We start from the raw sequence: 15,774 nt of genomic DNA, 5'->3' as shown, positions 1-15,774 counted from the left end.
AGAGCCATATGACGAGCGACACTCCCGCCTCCGCTCCCGAGTCCGCGGAGCTGGACCCACGGATCGTTCATGCGCAACAGGTGTACAGCCGCAGCAGGCTGGGGATCTACGACAAATGGGTGCTGGGGGTGTTCTGCCGTGTGGTGTGGCGCTGCCCGGCCGGAGTCATGCGGCGGCTCTACAACTCCTCCGCCGGCAACCGTCACCTGGACATCGGCCCCGGCACCGGTTACTTCGTGGACAAGTGCCGGTTCCCGACCAAGACGCCGGAACTCACCCTGCTCGACCTCAACTCCGAATGCCTTGACATGTCCGCGGGCCGACTGGCCCGCTACCGGCCGGCGATCTGCCAGGCCAATCTGATGGAACCGCTGCCACTGCCGAGCCGGCACTTCGACTCGGCCGCCATGAACCTCGTGTTCCACACCATCCCCGGCGGCTGGGACACCAAGGGCATCATCCTCAAGCATGTCGCGGAGACCCTCCGGCCCGGTGGTGTGCTGTTCGGCACCACCGTGCTCGCCGAGGGCGTTCCGATGAACAGGCTGACCAGCAAAATGGTGCTGGAGCAGCACCGGCGCGGCAACTTCCAGAACCAGGGGGACGACCCGGCGGGCCTCGAACGGCAGCTGGCGAAGTACTTCCCCGAGTACCGTGTGACGATTCGCGGTGCGGTCGCCATCTTCACCGCGACCGCCGGCTGACGTAAACAACAAGGAGTCGGCCCCAGCCTGATGGCTGGGGCCGACTCCTTGTTGTTCCCGCTCGCGGGTGACCCGGTCAGCGCACGGCGGCCCGACTCATGCCGCCGTCGATGAAGTAGTCGGAGCCGGTGATGCTCGGCACCTTGCCGGAGGCCAGCAACAGCACCAGCGCCCCGATCTCATCGGGCTCGATCATCTTGCCGGTGGAGAGACCGGCCATCTTGGGGACGGTCTCCAGGAACTCCTCGGTCGTGATCCCGAGCCGGCGCGCGATCTCCGGATTGGTCCACAGCCGCGTCCGCACCGGTCCCGGGGAGATGGTGTTGACGGTGACGCCCTGCGAACTGAATTCCAGGGAGAGCGATTTGCTGATGTTGGCCAGTGCGGCCTTGGCAGCCGAATAGTGGCCGAGTGCCGGGTCCGCCATGCTCGCGTTCATCGAGCCGATATTGATGATCGCGCCCCTTCGCTCGACCAGACTGGGCAGCGCCGCTCTGGTCGTCCTGATCATGCTGAAGACATTCAGCTCGAAGGTGTGGCGCCAGGTCTCGTCCTCGATGTCGAGGAACCCGGTCGCCAGCTTCACCCCGCCACCGACGTTGTTGACGAGAATGTCGACGCCCCCGAATGTGCCGAGCGCGTGTTCCAGCAGCGCCGTCGGTCCCGCCTCGGTGAGCAGATCGACCTCGAACACGTGCGGCGTGGCGTCCAGCAGCTCCGGGCTGATGGTCCGGGAACCGCCGAGCACCTGGGCGCCCGCCGAGGCGAGTGCCTGGACGGACGCCAGCCCGATCCCGCTGCCGGCCCCGGTGACCACGGCCGTTTTGCCGGTCAAGTCGAATTGCATCGGATCTCCTGTTCCTGGGACGCCGCGGGCTCAGCCCGATCCGCGTTTCTCGGTGAGGAAGTGCCCGGTCGGTCCGTCGTCCGGAAGGGTCGCCACCTCGGCGATGAACCGGGCGGCAGCTTCAGGGAGTTGCTCCTGGGTCGGCATCATCCGGGTGCGCACCCGGCCCGGGTTCACGGCGTTCACCAGGACACCGGTCCCGGCGGTCTGGGCCGCCAGCATGGTCGTCAACCCGTTGAGCGCGCTCTTCGAAAGGGAGTAGCCGGGAGTACCGGCGAAGAGCCGGCCCCCGAAGTCTGCGGTGGTGCCGCTGGAGATGATCACCACCCGGCCCCATCCCCGCTGGACCATGGGCGGAACGAACTCCTGCAGAACGCGCCAGGTGCCGAGCAGGTTCACCCGCAAGGTCCGTTCGACGAGTTCCAACGGCACGGAGAGCGGATCGGTGCGGGCGTCCAGCAGTACGCCGGCGTTGCACACCAGCACATCGACGGGCCCGGCCTCCGATCCGGCCAGCTTCACGCTGTCCGGATCGGTGACATCCAGTACGCACGACCGCACTCCGGGACCGATCCCGGCAGCCGCGCCGCGGCCCTCGCCGGCCAGCCGCGCGGCCACCACAACCTGGAGCTCCCGGTGGTGGAGCTCGGCGGCGACCGCGCGGCCGATGCCGCGGTTGGCTCCGGTGATCAGGGCGGTACGCGGCGGGGTCGCCGCGTTCTCACTGGTCATTCGTCACATCCACCCGGGTCAGCGAAATCGCATGGGCAGGTACTTGATGCTGTTCATGAAGTTGGTCTCGGGGCGCACCGGCGTACCGGCGATCTCCAGCCGCGACAGCAGGTCGACGATGCCTTCGAGGAACTGGCGCAGCTCCATGGTGGCCAGCGCGTTGCCGATGCACACATGCGGACCGCCGCCGCCGAAGGCGAGGTGCGGGTTGGGAGTGCGGGCGATGTCGAACCGGTCCGGGTCCGTGAACACCTCTTCGTCCCGGTTGGCCGACGTGTACCACATCACCACCCGCTCGCCCGCGCCGATCGGCTGGCCGGCGATCTCGGTGTCGACGAGGGCCCTGCGGGCGAAGTGGGTCACCGGAGTTACCCAGCGCAGCACCTCGTTCGCGGCGCCGGGCATCAGGGTGCGGTCGCCCCGTAACGCGGTCAGCTGGTCGGGGTTCTCCATCAGGGCGAGGACGCCGCCCGTGACGGAGCAGTATGTGGTCTCGCTGCCGGCCGTGATCAGCGTGGAGGCGAACAGCCCGACCTCGTCCGGGGTGAGCCGGTCAGGGAGCCCCAGCCGCTCACCGTTGAAGCGGGCGGACAGCAGGACGGAGAAGCAGTCGTCGGTGAGGTTCTTGGCGCGGTAACGGGCGAAGTCCAGCAGGTACTCGTAGATCTTCTGGAAGGAGTCCAGGCCGCCCTCGGCGGCGGCCGCCTCGTACTCCGCGTCACCCAGGTTCACCGTCTGGCCGGCCCAGCCGAGCATCATGGCCCGGTCGCCGGCCGGGATGTCGAGCAGCTCGAGCAGGACCTCGAAGGGGAGACGCAGCGCGATGTCCTCCGCCAGGTCGAACTCGCCCTTCTCGGCCACCTCGGCGAGCAGCGAGTCGACGATGCGGCGGATCGGCCCCTCCAGAGCGGCGAGTCGTGCCGGGGCGAACGCCTTGAAGGTCAGTTTGCGCAGTCTGGTGTGGTCGGGGCTGTCCAGGAAGGTGATGATCGGCGGGCTGGGGTCCACCTTGCGGATGGAGGTCATGGTGGTCGGGCTGGACGAGAACCGCTTGGTGTCCCGGGAGACCTCGGACACGTCCCGATGGCGCGTCAGGTACCAGAACCGCTCGCCGTCGGTGTCCTTGCCCAGCGGCAGCCCTTCGGAATGGCGCAGTTGGCGGAAGTAGTCGTAGGGGATCCCGTTGTTGAACACCTTGGGATCCATCAGGTCGAGATCGTTGGTGGCCATTGCTCGCCTTTCTCGTCGGCCCGCCGGTGCGGTGGCCGCTCGTCTCAGACCGGCCACGAGGGCTGTCCCGCGCAGCATTCGGCGAATGCCCACTCGTACCGGATGCTGAGGGAGAACTGGTCGATGATCACCCGGCGCTGGGCGGCCGAGGAGCTCTCGCCGACCCGGTCGGCCATGTCGCGGAAGGCCTGCACCGCGTACTGGTACGACTCACCGGGGTGGTAACTGCGAATCCAGGGCACGTAGCGCGTGCCGGGTACGGCGTTCCGCAGGAGGTTGTCGGACACCTCGGCGTTGAACCACACCATGGGCAGCAGCGCGCCGACGCCCGCATGGAAGGAAGAGGCGCTGGCAGCCGTGAAGAACGAGGTGTGCGCGTGGGTGGCCGCGTGGATCGCCGGCCGGGCGTCGAGTTCCGGCAGGCCGAGTTCGCCAGCCAGCGACAGGTACGACGAGCGCAACTCGTCCCTGGCGTCCAGCGTGCCGGTGACCGACTGCCCGAACAGAAAGGTGTCCGCCTCGTCGGGCGCGACGGCCGCGCAGCGGGCCAGCGCGCGGGCGTAGGCCGGCAGCAGGAATCCGGCGTCCTGCTCGACGAAGCGTGCCAGTGACCCGACCGGCAGCGAGCCGTCCCGCAGGCCGGCCCAGAAGGGATGGTCCAGCACTTTCCGCAGCACCGGGCCGCAGATCTCGGCGAGTTCCTCGTACAGCATCTGTTCCCTCCCGCGCGCCGTGTTCTCCCGATGAGGGACCGTATCGACCACTGCTCGAATGAGCCTGGTGGCGTCCTGGACGGTTGACCGGCCGAACCGTCCTAGTCCTCCCGGCCGTGCCCGCGGTAGGACCGGTCGGAGTCGGCCAGTCGGCGCTTGAGGGCAGGCAGGTGATTGACGACGCGCATCGTGGTACGCAGCGCGGCCAGCAGGATCCGGCCGACGAACGGCTGGTCGGGCCCGGTGCCGCCGCCCGATTTACGGGACTCCTTGACGGCGTCGAACCCGTACTCGATCATCTTCGTCTCGTAGTCGCGGATGGCCGCCAGCAGCGGTTCCCGCCCTTCGTGGGCGGCGACGAGCATCCGGCACAGCAGCCGGGCGTCGCGCAGTGCCGTGTTGGCGCCGACCCCCCGGCCGGGGGTCATGGTGTGGATCGCGTCGCCGATCAGCGTGACGTGGGTGGTCTCCCACTGCGGAATGGGGACCGCGGTACGGATCTTGATCGGGAAGCAGCTGTTGGGGTCGGCGAGCTCGAAGAGCTTGCGCAGGTCTGGGTGCCAGTCCGTGGTGCGCTCATTGACCAGCCGGTACAGGTCGGGGCCCTTCATCTTCAAGGTGTCGTCCGGCAGCCGCTTGGCACGGGTGACATAGCCCCAGTTGATGTAGTCACGGGTATTGTCGAAGGTCAGCCCGGGCCACTGCCCGAGGAGCTCGGCGTCGCTGGAACCGATGCCGTCCTTGGGGGCGCCATCGGCGTCCCAGGGGAACTCCATCGCGTGGTAGATGCAGAAGACGCCCTTGGGTGCGTAGATCATCGAGATGCCGCGCCGCATCTTCGGGGTGAGCAGCGCCACGGTCTCATCGGTGACCGGTACCTTGCCGGTGATGCCGATCGGCCCGCAGTCCTCCAGCCGGGCGTGCGGCAGGTACTGCCGCCGGACCCGCGAGTTGCTGCCGTCCGCCGCCACCAGCACGGTGCCGTCCACCGAGCTGCCGTCCTCGAAGAACGCCGTGACGGAACCGTCGTCATTGGTCCGGTAGCGCTTGAAGGTCTTCCCGAAGTGGACGATGTCCTGCAGGCCGGTCAGCAGTACCTGACGTAGCGTCATCCGGGACACGGACTTCTCGCTGTCGACCGCGTCGTCGGACTTGAAGCCGTCCAGCGACAGGACCTCCTTGCGCCCCTCGGTCAGGAAGTTCACGTACTCCGGCGGCCGCGCGCAGGTGGCCAGGAACGTGGCGTACAGATCGGGGGGCAGGCAGTCGCGCAGGGCGCGGGTGCCGTCCGGGTTGATCCCGACCCGGTATCCCTGCAGCCCGTCGGCCCGTGTGGCGTCCCTTTCGTAGACCGCGACACTGACTCCGGCGCGCTTGAGGCCGTGCGCCAGGCACAGCCCGCCCGTTCCCGCGCCGATGATGACGACATGCAGAGTGGAGGTGGGCGCCGACATGAGGAACTCCTCATCCAGGGGTGATCGACCGGACAGGGCCTGGGCCCTGGCCGGCCGGAAGTCCTGCGAGGCTCGCACCGGGGCACTGAGAGCCGGTCGAAGAATCCTGGACACGGAGTCGGGGGGCGGCCGGCCGCGACCGTCACGTCGCGGGTGCGCCCGCAGCGATGCTCTCCAGCTCTCCGACGACCTGCGCCGGTGCGGGCTGCCGGCGCATCTCCTCCTGCAGCCGTTGGGCGCTCTCCCGGTATCCGGGCCCGGCCAGCAACTCGGCGAGCCGCTCGCGGATCGGCTCCGGTCCGTCCACCGGCGCCGGGAGGACGACTCCGGCGCCCGCCTCGGCGAGCCGGCCCGAGTGCCGCACATGGTCGGGCAGCCGGGGAACGAGGAGTTGAGGCAGACCCTGGGACAGGGCGGTCAGCAGCGTCCCCGCGCCGCCGTGGGCGACCATCAGGTCGCACTGGGGCAGCAGCAGGTGCAATGGTGCGGACTCCACCACGTCGACGCCGTCCGGCAGCGTGCCGAGCAGCTCCCGCTGGCCGCGCGTGCTCGCGACCACCACATCCACGTCGAGGCCGTCGATCGCCCGGGCCACGTCGCCGGCGAGGAAGAGCCCGGGATCCAGCCGGCCCATGGTGGTACCCCAGCTGATGCAGACACGGGGCCGGCCCGACCGTTCGGGCAACCGAGGCGGCGCCAGCCCCGGGCCGTTGTACGGGATGTACCGCATCGGCAGGCGCCGCGAGGCGGTGGGGACCTGCAGTCCCCCGGGGCACGGGTCCACGGTCCCCACCCCGAACGGGTCCACGCCGTCCAGGCCGAGCTTCTCGCTCAGCGGACCGAGCGCACCGGTCACGAACCGCCCGACGACGCTCATCAGATCGGTGCCGTAGAGATGGCGCACGGCCGGGATGCCCAGCTTGGCGGCGGCCAGCGGCCCCGCGAAGGCCGTGGGATCGAAGACGACCAGGTCGGCGCGCCATTCCCTTCCGAGCTCGACGAGGTCGTCGACCATGGCCTGGGCCAGGTTGCTCAGCAGGTCGAGGACGCGCGGACCGCCGCCGGATCCCGGCTGCGCGGAAGGCGGCGTCAGCACGATGTTCCGGAAGACCGCCTCCGCGTCCACATTCTGCCCGACCGGTGCGGCGGGCAGGCCGGTACGCAGAACGGCGTATGTGAGGGCCGGCTGACTGGCCATCAGCACATCATGACCGGCGACCCGGCAGGCCCACGCGAGAGGCACCATCGCGTAGAGGTGTGACGGCCACGCCCAGGAAGTGAAGACGATACGCATACCGCCATGGCAGCACGCGGCGCTTGCCGCTGCCTCCATTGCCGCTTGAGGGCTCGCCGCACCCCGGCCCCGGGTACGGAGTGCGGCGGCCCGGCGGACACGGCCGGGCCCCGCCGCTCCCAGGAGGGGAACGGCGGGGCCCGGCCGGAACTCTGCCCGGTGCTCAACCGGTCGCGGCCTGCCCTGAACCGCTGTCGGCGCCGTCGGCGCCGGCGCCGACCGCCGGTTCCTCGATCCGGATCGACCGGGTCGGACAGCTCCGCTGGGCGTGCAGCAAATCCTCACGCAGCTCCTGCGGCGGCTCCGCGTTCACGACGAGTACCAGGCCGTCCTCGTCCTGGTCGAACACCTGGGGCACCCGGTAGACGCACAGGCTGCTCGTCACACACGTGTCCTGGTTGGCGGAGACTCTCAGGCTGCCCACCGCCGTCACCAGGTCACAGGGACGTTGGTGTACCCGGCGAGGAAGCCGCCCTCGGGACGCACCAACTCGTCACCCGGGATGGCCAGTTTCAGTCCGGGGAAGCGCTGCAGCAGGCCCTCGGTCGCCTCCTGCAGCTCCATGCGGGCCAGTGCCGCGCCGGCGCAGAAGTGGATGCCGGCACCGAAGGTCAGGTGGTGGTTGTCCTCGCGCCGGATGTCCAGCGTCAGCGGGTCCTCGAAGACCTCCTCGTCGTGGTTGGACTCCTGGGAGAGCAGGACCGAGGAGCCCTTCGGGACGACGGCGCCGTCGGACAGTTCGATGTCCTCGACCGCGTACCGCAGCGTGCCCAGCGAGGTGCCCATGATTTGGTAGCGCAGCAGCTCCTCCACCGCCGACGGCACCAGCGACAGGTCGGCCTTCAGATCGTCGGCGACCTCCGGGCGGTGCAACAGGACGGCCATGCTGGTACCGAGCTGCGAGGCCGTGGTCACATAGCCCGCGATCAGCAGGGTCTTGACCCAGTTCTGCAGCTGGTAGTCGGTCAGCTTGCCCGGGTCCTCCCGGCTGATCTCGATCAGCTCGCTGATCAGGTCGTCACCGGGCTGGGCCCGCTTGGAGTCGATCAGTTCGGTGAGGTAGTCCCAGTACTGCTTGCGGCACTCCTCGACCTCGTCCTCCGGCAGCCGGGTCACCGACAGATAGCCGTCGATCAGTCGGCGGAACTTCGTGCGGTCCTCCGCGGGCACTCCCAGCATCTGGCAGATCACCAGGATGGGGAGCGGATATGCGAACGCCTCCATCAGCTCGGCGGGCTGCGGTCCCGCCTCCATCTCGTCCAGCAGGTCGATGACGACCTTCTTGACGAACACGCGCAGCGCCTCGATGCGGCGGGCGCTGAACGCCCGCATCACCACGGAGCGCTCCTCCAGATAGCGCGGTGGATCGTTGTCGACATTCGGGTCGCCGAACAGGTCGTTGCTGGCGGACACCCTCGACGCCCGGCCGAACGTGTTGCGGCTCAGCCGCTCGTCTGCGAACAACCGCCGTACGTCCTTGTACCTGGTGACCAGCACGGCGGGTTCGCCGCTGGGCAGAGTGATCTCCACGAGCGACCGCTCGCGCAGTGCCTTCCACTCCTCAGGGATGTCCGGGGTCGGGGCCCAGGGGATGGGGTAGCCGACGGGGCACGACTCACTCATACGGGAACCGCCCTCTCAATACACTCACCGCTTGTATCGCGCACAGCTTGGGCGCTCGGTCTGGTGACCGGCTCGAAGCCCGGTCGATACCCGCCCCACCGCACCCGCCCGAGGCGGGGACCACCTCCCAGCGGTAGCTATGAGGTGCCCTTCATGTCCGCCCCATGTCCGGCCGGACAGGCCCTAGCGCCAGTCGAGCAATCCTCGGTCCGCCGCTGCGAGATTGCCGCCGGTGAAAGGAGAACCGCCCATGACATCGACCGGAGCGGACCCTGGGACCGCAGCGGGGATCATCCGGCTCGGCACCGCGTTCTGCGACGCCAAGGCCCTGCTCACCGCCGTCCGTCTGGATCTGTTCACGGTCCTCGCCCAGAACCCGGCGACCGCCGGTGAACTGCGCACGCTCCTACGCCTGCACGGCCGCGGGCTGCCGGAGTTCCTTGCCCTGCTGGCCGCCCGCGGCCTGCTGCGCCGGGACGTGGACGGCCGCTACCACAACGCCGAGGGCGCCGATCGCCATCTGGTCGCCGGCCGTCCGGGCGCCGTCACCGGCTTCCTGATCGGCGCGGACATCAATCTGTACGACGTCTACGGGCGGCTGGGAGAGGCACTGCGCACCGGCAAGCCGCAGGCCGACGGCGACTTCGCCGGAATGCTGCAGGACCCGGTGGCGGTCGACCGCTTCGCGCGGATGATGGACGGCCTCACCGAGGGGTTCGGCGCCAAGCTTCTGGACGCCCTGGACGGCACCAGGTTCCGCACCGTCCTCGACGTCGGCGGCTGCCGGGGCCATCTGACCGGGCAGCTGCTCGCCGCCCGTGACGACCTGGTCGGGCATGTCTTCGACCTGCCCCAGATGGAGCCGGTCTTCGACGAGCACATGGCCGAACTCGGCCTCACGGAACGGGCGCACTTTCACGCGGGAGACTTCTTCAGAGATCCGCTGCCGCCGGCAGACGTGATCATCTTCGGCCACAACCTGAGTGACTGGGACCCGGACCAACGCCGGCTGCTGCTGACCAAGGCATACACGGCCCTGAGCCCCGGCGGCACAGTGCTGGTCTACGACCGGATGCTCGGCGAACGCCGGGACGACACCGAGAACCTGGTGGCCAGCCTGAACATGCTGCTGGTCACCGAAGGCGGCAGGGAGTACACCGTCGCCGAGCTGGGAGCACAGGCCCGAGCCACCGGCTTCAGCTCCATCACCCACCGGCCACTGGCCGACCACGACACGCTGGTGTCGTGCCGGAAGGACTGACCGCCGCCGCGCCGCGCGGCGGGCCGAACTAAGGAACCATGGGGAGTGCAATGAGCAGTCAGATCTCTGGACAGCCGGCGACCGCGGCGGAATACCTTCCGCTTTCCTTCGGCTTCGCCCTGCACCAGATAGGCGCCGCCGTGTCATCGCTCGGCGTCCTCGACGCCCTGGCCGACGGGCCGCGTACCGCCGCACAGTTGGTCGAGGTCACCGACGCACATGCCGGCAGCCTGCGTCGCCTGCTGTACGCCGCCACGAAGGCCAAGCTGCTCACCGTCGACAGCGAGGGCTACCACCTCGCTCCGCTGTCGGCCTTCTTCGGCCCGCTGTCCGACTACCACGCCGCGCCCGAGATCTGGGCGGCCTGGGGAGCTTTCGAGGAGTCGATCCGTACCGGTGTGGACGCGTTCCAGATCGCCAACGGCGCACCGCTGTTCGACTACATCAAGACCAATCCCAAGCTCGCGGCCACCTTCCACGCCGCGATGTCCGCAGGCAGCGACGCCCAGGTGCCGGCGATCGTCGAGCACTTCGACTTCAGCCGGTTCAAGACCATCGTGGACTGCGGTGGCGGCAAGGGCACCCACCTGACCGCCATTCTGGCCGCCAATCCACACCTTCAGGGCACCATCTTCGACACCGCCAACGGTGTGGTCGAGGCCGCTGCCGTGATCGAGGACGCCGGGGTCGGTGACCGCTGCGAGGTCGTCGTGGGCTCGTTCTTCGACTCGGTTCCCGAGGGCGCCGACCTGTACGTGCTGAAGAACATCCTCCACGACTGGAACGACGAGGAGAGCGTCCAGATCCTCTCCAACATCCGCAAGGCGATGGCACCGGGCGGGCGGGTGGTCGTGCTGTCCTCAGTGCTCTCCGAGGGCGAGGACGAGGACCCGGGCGACGCGCTGGGCGGTGCCATCTCCGACATCGAGATGCTGGTGATGACCACCGGTCTGGAGCGCAGCCAGAGCGAGTATGCCCAGCTGTTCACCGACGCGGGTCTGAAGCTCTCGACCGCGACCGCGCTTCCCTGCCCCTGGCTCTACTACGCGCTGGAGGCCACCGCCTCCTGAATCCGCAGCAGGGCAGTCGGTCGGGCGGGCCCGGAGCAAGCAGCTCCGGGCCCGCTCGGCGCTGCCCTGGCGAAGCCGATGCGACGGAGCGGCCCAGTGGCGCAGCGAGAAGCCGGCCCCGGCTTTCGACCGGGACCGGCTTCGTTTCGCGCTGTCACTTCCCGCGGTGGATCAGGTGTCCCAGGTCACCGGGAGCGAGTGGACTCCGTAGAAGACCTTGTCCACACCGGTGGGCACTTCCTCGGCCGGCACCGCGAGCCGCAGCCCGGGCAGTCTGCGCAGCAGGGCCTCGAAGGCAATCTTCATCTCCACCCGCGCGAGATGGGCGCCGAGGCACTGGTGCACACCGAAGCCGAACGCCATGTGCGGCGCCCCCTGGCGGCTCACGTCCAGCTGGTCCGGATCGGGGTACACACCGGGGTCACGGTTGCCCGCGGCCAGTGAGGTGACGACGGTCTCGCCGGCCCTGATCAGCTGCCCGGCGATCTCGGTGTCCTCACGCGCCGTGCGGGTGAGGCCGAACTGCACGATGGTCAGGTATCGCAGCAGCTCCTCGACAGCCGTGTCGAGCAGATCCTCGTTGGCCCGCAGTTTCGCGGCCTGGTCAGGGTTCTGCAGCAGGGCGAACGTGCCGAGGCCGAGCATGTTGGCGGTGGTCTCCAGCCCGGCGATCAGCAGCAGCGCGCTGATGCCGACGACTTCGTCGTCGTTGAGCGGACTGGTGCCGTGGTGCAGCAGGTCGCTGACGATGTCGTCCCCGGGCGCCGTGCGCTTGGCACGGACGAGTTCGCCCAGGCTTCCGTAGAGGCCGTCGCTGGCCTCGCGCAGTTGGTCGGCGTCGGTCTTCAGGGAGAGCATCGCCAGGATCCAGCGCTGGTACTCGGCCCGGTGCGGCTCGGGGATGCCGAGCATCTCGGTGATGACGCGGGTCGGGATGGGCTGGGAGAACCAGCTGACCAGATCGACGGGCGGGCCGTGGTCGATCATGGCGGTCAGCTGGTCGTTGATGATCTGTGTGAGTCGGGGAGTGATCTCACGGGTGCGCTTGCGGGTGAAGTACCGGCTGACCTGCCGGCGGTACCGGCTCTGCTCGGGAGGGTCCATCGCGGAGAACACCCCGGGCGGTACCTGGAGCTCCTCCTCGGGCAGCGGCAGGTCCGTCGCGGGGGTCACCTGGATGAGGGGCGGGCTGAAGCGCTGGTCCGCCAGCGTCGCGCGCACGTCCTCGTAGCGGGTGACGAGCCAGCCGATCCGCCCGCCCGGAAGCCGCAGACGGCTCAGCGGCCGTTCGGCACGCAACTGCGCGTATTCTTCCGGCGGATCGAGCGGGCAGCGTCGCTCGGCCGGCAGGTTCATCGGGTCGGGCAGCGGGATGGGCATCCACACACCTTCTTGCTGTGTCGTCGGGTCCGTACCGGGGCCGGGTAGGGCCTGTCCAGCCGGACAGACCCTGGCACCGGTCGGTACTCCAGCAGGGCGATGTCGCCCCGGACCGGTTCGTCGGCCGGCTCGGGGCCGGCCATCGGCGGTGGGACGGTTCCATTCCTCCAGGCTTCCGCGCACAGGTTCCCGGCTCCCGCTCGAACTCCGATGGGGCTGCGGTCGACCGGTGCCGCCCGGGCGGGCGCGGCGGCCCCGTGGCGGCGGGTCCTGACTCGTCTGCCAGGCGTCCTTGAGGCAGGCCCGGTACTCATCGGAGGCATGTCAGTCAGGTGACGCGACATCCAGTGGTGTGGGAGCCCGGTACCGACCGACGGGCGGGGCCCCGACGGGTCCCGGTCACCCGCTCCCCGCGGGGCATGACATGACACTGTCCGCCACATACGAGGAGTAGACGCCATGACAGGAAGTCAGGCTGCCACACTGTTCTTGGGAATCGCCGTAATCCTGCTATTAGCCCGACTGTTGGGCGCCGGCGCGAAGGCCATCGGCCAACCTCCCGTGCTGGGTGAGATCCTGGGCGGGATACTGCTCGGCCCCACGCTCTTCAACGGCGCTGTCGCCCGGCACCTCTTCCCTGCCTCGGTCGGTCCGTTCCTCTCGGCACTGGCCAACCTCGGGCTGATCCTCTTCATGTTCGTCATCGGCTTCGAGCTCGAACACTCCCTGGTGCGCGGCCGCGGCCGGATCGCCGCCGCGGTGTCACTCAGCTCGATCCTGCTGCCGTTCGGCCTCGGGGTGGTACTGGCACTGCACCTGAGCCACCGTCACCCGGCCCACAGCACCGCCGGTTTCGTCCTCTTCTTCGGAGCGGCGATGTCGGTGACCGCCTTTCCGGTGCTCGCACGGATCCTGACGGACCGCGGAATGCAGCGCACACCCGTCGGCAGCCTGGCGCTGGCCTGCGCGGCCGTCGACGACCTGCTGGCCTGGTCGCTGCTGGCGGTGGTGACCACCATCGCCAGCGGTACCGGGCAGTGGCACACCCTGCTCGCACCGGTCTATCTGGCCCTGATGATCGGCGTGGTCCGACCACTGTTCCGGCGGCTGTTCGCCACGCACTCGACGTCCGGCCGGCTCTCGCCGCAGGTGCTGACCCCGGTGCTGATCGGGCTGATGCTGTCCTGCTGGGCCACCGAGTGGATGGGCGTGCACTTCATCTTCGGCGCCTTCCTCTTCGGACTCGTCATGCCGCGCGGCGGCCCGCAGGTCGTCCGCGAAGGACTGTTGAACAGCTTCGAGAACGTCGGCATGGTCTTCCTGCTCCCGGTCTTCTTCGTCACCGCCGGGCTGAAGGTCGACCTGTCGCACCTGAGCACGCGCGATCTGGGCGAGCTCGGACTGATCCTGCTGGTGGCCATCTCCGGCAAGTTCATCGGAGCCTTCACCGGGGCGAAGCTGCAGGGCGTCTCCACCCGGCACTCCGGCGTACTGGCCACCTTGATGAACACCCGCGGGCTGACGGAGCTGGTCATCCTCACCGTGGGCGTGCAGCTCGGCGTCCTCGACAAGGGGCTGTACTCGCTGATGGTCGTGATGGCCATGGTCACTACCTTCATGGCAGGACCGATCCTGCGGCTGATCTACCCGACCGAGCAGATCGAACGCGACACCCTGCCGGCATCACTGGTGGTGGTGGAACCGAACCTGGAATCCGAGCGGGAAGCCGAGCGCGTCGCGCACTCGGCCTAGAAGTCGGGCCACACGGCAGCGGGCGGAGGGGGAACTCCCCTTCCGCCCGCTGCCGTGCTGTGCCGTGCCGTGCCGTGCCGTGCCGTGCCGTGCTGCCGAGTGTGCACGGCGAACGGCTGTGGGCGGGAGCCTCGGCTCCCGCCCCCGGCCGCTGGGCCGTTCCCGGGTCCTTCACGGACAACCAGTGTCAGGACGCCGCCCACACCGCGCTCACTCGCCGGCCCGCCGCAGACCGAGCTTGGGGAAGAAGGAGAGATACAGCCCCCTCACTGCGCTCTCCTCGGTCATCGGCGCCGCCTTCTGCTCGTGCACCCGGTTGAGGTTGTTCAACGGGATGGGGTCGCCGCTCTCCGCGCCGGTGAGGTGCTGCTGCACCTTGGCGTAGACGTCCTGGGCGTCCTCAAGGTCGGCGATGCCGGTGATGATCCGGTCGAAGGCATCCTGGATGTTGAGCCCGTCGCGCTGCTGCTCGGTGAGCCGCTGCGCGTTGTAGAAGTGGTAGTCCTTGCCGCGGTAGCTCTCGTAGAAGACGGACACCAGGACCAGCAGTCGCTCGTAGGCGTGGCGGTAGACCGTCCCGTAGAACTCCCAGGCCTGCTCCTCCGTCACCTCTCCGCGCAGCACGCTGGAGATGGAGGCGGCGGCCAGCATGGCGCTGTAGGTGGCGAGGTGGACGCCGGTGGACAGCAGCGGGTCCAGGAAGCAGGCGGCGTCGCCGCTGAGCAGGAAGCCGGGGCCGCCGAAGGACTCCGCGGCGTAGGAGTAGTCCTGCTCGACCTTGAAGTCGGCGACCCGCTCCGCGCCGGCGATCAGCTCCTGAATGATGGCCGACTGCTCGACCGACTGGTCGTAGACGGCCTGGATGCTGCCCAGTTCGGCGCGCTGCGCGTTGAACCTGTCCCTGCCGGTGACCAGCCCGATGCTGGTGGTGCCGTCGTGCAGCGGGATCACCCAGAACCAGCCCTCGGCCGTCGAGGCCACCCCGATGGCGCCCGCGGGGCCCTTGGGCAGCGGCTTGGCGCCCTTCCAGTACGTCCAGGCCGCGACGTTGCGGAAGACCTCGTGGAGCTTGCGGTTCTTCAGGTGCTTGGTGGCGATGACACCGTTGCGGCCGGAGGCGTCGACGATGTAGTCGAAGGCGATGCGGCCCTTACTGGCGGCGTCCTTGGTCTCGGCCCACAGCGCGGCCACCGGACGGTCCCCGTCGAATTCCAGCTCCTTGACGGAGATGCCCTCGACGACCTCGACGCCCAGCTCGCGGGCATGGTCCAGGAGGATCTCGTCGAACTCGGACCTGACGACCTGCCAGGCACTGGGGTTGTCATCGCCCATGGCGCTGAAGCGGACCTCCCACTCCTCGTCCCCCCAGAAGAAGTAGGCGCCTCCCTTGGGCTGGAAGCCGTGGCGTTCCACCTTGTCCCATACGCCGAGCAGCTCCAGGATCGGCCGGCAGGACGGCAGGATCGACTCGCCGATGTGATAGCGCGGGAAGCGCTCCCGCTCCAGCAGCGTGACTTCGAATCCCTCCTTCGCCAACAGGCCGGCCGCGGTGGCTCCCGCGGGTCCGCCTCCCACTACGAGGATCTGGGTCGACTCACGCATGGACATCTCCATCCTCCGACGAATGCAACTTCAGGTAGTGAGGGCACGCGATCGGCACACCGTGTCCCCACCGGGTGGAGGTCCGCTGGACGGGTGCTCGAAAGGGCCGGTC

Annotated in this window: 14 protein-coding genes; 4 read left to right on the top strand and 10 right to left on the bottom strand. The window is 68.9% G+C overall.

Annotation, left to right across the window (positions count from 1 at the left end; genetic code table 11):
* The first annotated feature begins 8 nt into the window (after positions 1-8).
* Positions 9-704: a class I SAM-dependent methyltransferase gene (locus C8250_RS37095; RefSeq protein ID WP_138356817.1), complete on the top strand. Its 696-nt coding sequence runs from the start codon at positions 9-11 to the stop codon at positions 702-704.
* A 76-nt stretch (positions 705-780) separates the two neighbouring features.
* Here the strand turns inward: C8250_RS37095 and C8250_RS37090 are convergent, their stop codons facing one another.
* The 8 genes from C8250_RS37090 to C8250_RS37055 all read right to left on the bottom strand — a co-directional run bounded on the left by C8250_RS37090 (position 781) and on the right by C8250_RS37055 (position 8,597).
* Positions 781-1,551, bottom strand: a complete 771-nt coding sequence (locus tag C8250_RS37090; RefSeq protein WP_138356818.1) for an SDR family oxidoreductase — start codon at positions 1,549-1,551, stop codon at positions 781-783.
* Between the two features lie 30 nt (positions 1,552-1,581).
* Entirely contained in the window at positions 1,582-2,283 is a 702-nt protein-coding gene (locus tag C8250_RS37085; protein ID WP_138356819.1) for an SDR family NAD(P)-dependent oxidoreductase, read from the bottom strand.
* Positions 2,284-2,301: 18 nt separating this feature from the next.
* Complete coding sequence (locus C8250_RS37080) at positions 2,302-3,513, bottom strand: cytochrome P450 (protein ID WP_187145137.1); 1,212 nt, start codon at positions 3,511-3,513, stop codon at positions 2,302-2,304.
* 44 nt (positions 3,514-3,557) lie between these two features.
* A complete protein-coding gene (locus tag C8250_RS37075) occupies positions 3,558-4,226 on the bottom strand; it encodes a TenA family transcriptional regulator (protein WP_138356821.1) in 669 nt (222 codons plus the stop codon).
* 101 nt (positions 4,227-4,327) lie between these two features.
* The gene (locus tag C8250_RS37070; RefSeq protein ID WP_138356822.1) at positions 4,328-5,680 is read right to left on the bottom strand and encodes an NAD(P)/FAD-dependent oxidoreductase; all 1,353 of its coding nucleotides are present in this window, start codon (positions 5,678-5,680) and stop codon (positions 4,328-4,330) included.
* Positions 5,681-5,822: 142 nt separating this feature from the next.
* A complete protein-coding gene (locus C8250_RS37065; RefSeq protein ID WP_343240943.1) occupies positions 5,823-6,926 on the bottom strand; it encodes a nucleotide disphospho-sugar-binding domain-containing protein in 1,104 nt (367 codons plus the stop codon).
* A gap of 211 nt (positions 6,927-7,137) precedes the next feature.
* The gene (locus tag C8250_RS37060; protein WP_244809609.1) at positions 7,138-7,398 is read right to left on the bottom strand and encodes a ferredoxin; all 261 of its coding nucleotides are present in this window, start codon (positions 7,396-7,398) and stop codon (positions 7,138-7,140) included.
* Between the two features lie 5 nt (positions 7,399-7,403).
* Positions 7,404-8,597: a cytochrome P450 gene (locus tag C8250_RS37055; RefSeq protein ID WP_138356824.1), complete on the bottom strand. Its 1,194-nt coding sequence runs from the start codon at positions 8,595-8,597 to the stop codon at positions 7,404-7,406.
* Positions 8,598-8,847: 250 nt separating this feature from the next.
* Here C8250_RS37055 and C8250_RS37050 point away from each other — a divergent pair, with 250 nt between their 5' ends.
* Positions 8,848-9,858 carry a methyltransferase gene (locus C8250_RS37050; protein ID WP_138356825.1) on the top strand — a complete coding sequence of 337 codons (1,011 nt, stop codon included), beginning with the start codon at positions 8,848-8,850 and terminating at the stop codon, positions 9,856-9,858.
* A gap of 50 nt (positions 9,859-9,908) precedes the next feature.
* Positions 9,909-10,928 carry a methyltransferase gene (locus tag C8250_RS37045; RefSeq protein WP_187145136.1) on the top strand — a complete coding sequence of 340 codons (1,020 nt, stop codon included), beginning with the start codon at positions 9,909-9,911 and terminating at the stop codon, positions 10,926-10,928.
* 171 nt (positions 10,929-11,099) lie between these two features.
* Here C8250_RS37045 and C8250_RS37040 read toward each other — a convergent pair whose 3' ends face one another.
* Positions 11,100-12,308 (bottom strand): cytochrome P450, encoded by a 1,209-nt coding sequence (locus tag C8250_RS37040; RefSeq protein ID WP_138356827.1) that lies wholly within the window; start codon positions 12,306-12,308, stop codon positions 11,100-11,102.
* Between the two features lie 459 nt (positions 12,309-12,767).
* Between C8250_RS37040 and C8250_RS37035 the strand changes: the two genes are divergently transcribed.
* Positions 12,768-14,060: a cation:proton antiporter gene (locus tag C8250_RS37035; RefSeq protein WP_138356828.1), complete on the top strand. Its 1,293-nt coding sequence runs from the start codon at positions 12,768-12,770 to the stop codon at positions 14,058-14,060.
* Between the two features lie 210 nt (positions 14,061-14,270).
* On the opposite strand, the gene C8250_RS37030 is transcribed toward C8250_RS37035, so the two are convergent.
* Positions 14,271-15,662: an NAD(P)/FAD-dependent oxidoreductase gene (locus tag C8250_RS37030; protein WP_138356829.1), complete on the bottom strand. Its 1,392-nt coding sequence runs from the start codon at positions 15,660-15,662 to the stop codon at positions 14,271-14,273.
* Positions 15,663-15,774: the final 112 nt, after the last annotated feature.

It is taken from the genome of Streptomyces sp. So13.3 (assembly GCF_005860785.2).
Classification (GTDB): domain Bacteria; phylum Actinomycetota; class Actinomycetes; order Streptomycetales; family Streptomycetaceae; genus Actinacidiphila; species Actinacidiphila fildesensis.
This window is presented reverse-complemented; position numbering and strand designations above follow the sequence as displayed.